Consider the following 3,781-nt stretch of genomic DNA (forward strand, 5'->3'; position numbering starts at 1 on the left):
ACGGCCCCTTCTTGAACGGCCCGACGCTGGTGGTGTCCAGCCTGGTGCCCTCCGGGGCGATCATGATCGACAACCCTTGCCGTGCACGCTCTTCGACTTGATGCAGCGATTCGACTGCCGCTGTCGGGTTGTCCCGGTCGACGAAGACGGAGTCGAGCACCTTGCCCAGCGTGCCCATGATCGGGTCGCTCTCGAGTTCCTTCTTGCCGACGGCAACCCAGTTGTCTCGGATCAGTGCCGCGGCGATGACAGGGTCGACCTGGTTGCGGTGGTTGAAGATGAAGACCGCAGGCCGCTGCGCGTTGAGGTTCTCCGCACCGAGAGTGTTCAGCTCAACACCGCTGGCGGCCAACAACATCTGCGACCACGTGGACGTGAAGAAGTTGACCCCGCGGCGCCTGCTACGGGTCAGCAGCCCGATCCCGACGGCGCCGGCCGCGGCCGGCACCATCGAGCCGATCCCAGCCAGCGTGCGCAGTTGCGCGGTGATACCGCCGCCGCTGCGGCTGGTGAACCGCAGAATCGGCCAGCCGCGCCGCTTGGCGACGGCGGCCATCTTGCCTTCAGGGTTGGTCGGCCGCGGGTTGCCGACCAGATGCATCAGCGCGACGTCTTCGTCGCCGTCGGCGTAGAAGTAGCTGTCCTTGAGATCAATCCCGTTCTCGCCGGCGAACTTCTGAACCGCAGCGGCCTTGCCCGGACCCCACAGAATCGGCGCAACCACACCGCCGGTGAGGACTCCGTCGTCGTCGGTCTCGAACTTGTTGGTCAGCGTGTTCATGATGCCGAGGAACCGCGCCACCGGTGCCACCTGGATGGTCAGCGCCGAGGAACTGAGCACCACGGTGTGCCCCCGGGCCAAGTGTGCGCGCACCAATTCGCGCATTTCCGGGTAGATCCGGGACTCAATCCGTTGCAGGAACAGCCGCTCGCCGATCTCCTCGAGGTCGCTCAGCATTCGTCCGCGCAACGCCGCGGAGGCCTTGCCGATGAGCTCCTCGAACTCGATTCGGCCGAACTGATGATTCAGCCCGGCGGTGACCATGCTGAACAGCTCGCCGACCCCCATGTCGCCGCGCCGCAAGCGTTCCTGGGTGAGGATGACGGCGGTGAAGCCGGCCACCAGCGTCCCGTCCAGGTCGAAGAACGCGCCGATCTCAGGTCCGGGCGGGCTGGCCATGATCTCGGCGACCGACCCGGGCAGCCGGAGATCGCGCGCACGGCTCATGATCCCACCACCGATCTCGTCGAGGTGCCGGACGGATCGAACGACGCCGGCACCGCCTGCGCAGCGGGATCACCTGCCAGCGAAAGGATTTCATTGAACCCGTCGAGCAGACATTGAGCGAACAACGTCTCGTCGCGGATGGCAGCGCGATCGTAGCGCGCGGTGATCGTGCAATACCCGCCGCGGGAGATCAGCACCACCATCATCGCCACACCGGGCAATGGTCCAATCCCATACTGCCGCAACACTTTGGCCCCGACGAGAAAGGTATCGCCGGGATAGACCGGCACATTGCTGGCCTGCACATCGGAGCCAACCACCGAAGCCGTCATCGATTCCAGCAGCGGTGCCGGCAGCACGCTGAGCACCGGCGCGATCGAACCGATGATGTCCATCGCAGGCTCGTCGCGCCGCTGCGTCATCTGCAGGCGGATCTTCTGCATCCGAGTGACCGGATCCTTGGTACCGATCGGAGCCGCCAGGTTCACGCCGGTGAAACGATTGCCGCCGGCCGCATCGGATTCGGCGCGCAAGCTGACCGGCACCGCCATCGGAAGCGTCGCGACCGGCACGCCGAGGGCCTCGTGGTATCGCCCCAGCGCGCCGCACAGGCCAGCCAGATAAGCGTCATTGATCGATCCGCCGCCGGCTTTCGCGGCCCGATGCAGATCGGATAACGGGATGTCGATGGCCTCGCTGCGGGTCGCCAAGCTGCGGCGGCGAAGCAGTGGAGACGGTTCGGCGGCGCGACTGACGACCCGGGCGCCCGATCGGGCATAACCCAGCACACCCGTCAGCGCGGCGCCGGGGTTCGAGACCGCCCGTCCGACCAGCGACGCCGCGCCCAACAGCGCACCGCCTGCCCCCTTGGCGACGTTGACAGCCAAATTGTTGAGCCCCTCGCGCATCAGGTCGTTGGCCGACAGGTCCTGTGGGATGGGCTGGTTCGGGATCGGCTGCGCCGGCGGATCGCGCTCCAGGTCGTAGATCTGAGCGAACATCTCGACACTGCCCACACCATCGGTGACGGCGTGCGACAGGTGCAGTAAGGCCGCTGCTTTACCGTCGGGGAGACCTTCGATCAAGGTCGCCGTCCACAACGGTCGGGCGATGTCCAGCGGCGACTGCACCATCACCTCAGCCAGATCGAACACCTGCCGCAACGACCCTGGCTCCGACACGCGGATCCTGCGGACGTGGTAGTCCAGGTTGAAGTCCGGATCGACCACCCACCGCGGCGCGGCCGTCGGCAACGTCGGGACGACGACCTTCTGCCGCAACCGCAGCACTTTCCGCGATGCGCTCTCGAAGCGGGCCCGGAACCGCTCCCAGTCCGGTGTGCGGTCCAGGATTTCCAGGGCCATGATCCCCGAGCGCGTGCGAGGATTGGCCTCGCCGCGATGCAACAGGTAGTCGACCGGTCCCAGCGCCGTGGGCAGCCCGGCCGCGTCGACCCGCTCAGCCATTGACAGCCACCAGCGTCAACGCCGCCATCACCACCCAGACCTCCCGTTTCGACTCGGCCGCGCATCCAGTTCTGCAACGCTACGGGCAACTCCAACCTAGTCTGCTTGGCGCGGCGGTGGTAGCCGATTGTCCGGATCGCAACGCGAGATCAAACACGTCTGGGTCGCGCCGTGAATTACGCTGGCGGAAAGCCGAATTCGAAACGACCAACTAGTTGAGCGCGGAGTCGCCCTAGCCGGCGGATACGGCGCGCTGATGCGCCGCCCCGGACCGCGACCGCGCATACCGGCCGTACACGACACCCAAGAAGTCGGCGACCGCATCCGCCGCCAGCCTCGACCGCACGGTGGCAAACAAGTCGAAAGCATGGTGGGCGTTGGGCAGTTCGGCGTAACCGACGCTCGGGGCGCCGCCCTCGCGCAGTGCCTCGACAAACGCGCGGGCCTGAACACTCGGGACCACCGAATCGCTCTCACCGTGCAGCACGAAGAATGGCGGCGCATCGCGGTGGACATACGAGATCGGGGAGGCCAGTTCGAAGAGTTCGGGATTGTCGGCGTACGACTCCTTCATGACGAAAAGCTCGAGAAACTGCATCGTCATGTCGTGCATCTTCGTCGGATCGGTCAAGTCGTAGACGCCGTAATACGGCGCTGCGGCTTGGACAGTGGTGTCGACGTCCTCGAAGCCCGGCTGCAGTCGCGGATCGTTGGCGCTCAGGGCGACCAGCGCGGCCAGGTGGCCCCCCGCTGAACCGCCCGTGACCGCGATGAACTCCGGATCGCCGCCGTAGTCGGCGATGTTGTCGCGCACCCAGGCCAGCGCGCGCTTGACGTCAATAATGTGCGCCGGCCACGCGTTGCGGGGGCTCTTGCAGTAGTCAATGGAGACACAGACCCAGCCGAGTTCGGCCATCCGGCCCATCAGCGGATAGCCCTGGGGCCGTCTGCCGTTGACGGTCCATGCGCCGCCGGGAATCTGCAGCAGCACCGGCGCCCGATCACCGGCCTTGACGTCCCGATGACGCCAGATGTCGAGCATGTTGTCGCGAACATTGGGGCCGTACACGATGTCCGATGTCTCGGC

At 66.2% G+C, this 3,781-nt stretch carries 3 protein-coding genes; all 3 read right to left on the reverse strand.

Annotation, left to right across the window (positions count from 1 at the left end):
* Nucleotides 1-1,228: HAD-IB family hydrolase (locus AC2VOG_RS10650; protein ID WP_486939861.1), on the reverse strand; the 1,228-nt coding region annotated here is incomplete at its 3' end.
* Nucleotides 1,225-2,694, reverse strand: coding sequence for a wax ester/triacylglycerol synthase family O-acyltransferase (locus tag AC2VOG_RS10655; protein WP_486939862.1), 1,470 nt, complete (start codon nucleotides 2,692-2,694; stop codon nucleotides 1,225-1,227). The genes AC2VOG_RS10655 and AC2VOG_RS10650, both read right to left, overlap by 4 nt.
* Nucleotides 2,695-2,926: 232 nt before the next feature.
* Nucleotides 2,927-3,781 (reverse strand): alpha/beta hydrolase fold domain-containing protein (locus AC2VOG_RS10660; RefSeq protein ID WP_486939863.1); only part of this gene is annotated, 855 nt, incomplete at its 5' end.

This window comes from Mycobacterium sp. TH-M11 (assembly GCF_057473725.1).

Bases quoted from the DNA above. Each gene is read 5' to 3' on its own strand.
- AC2VOG_RS10655 (WP_486939862.1), bottom strand. From the start codon at position 2,694: ATGGCTGAGCGGGTCGACGCGGCCGGGCTGCCCACGGCGCTGGGACCG.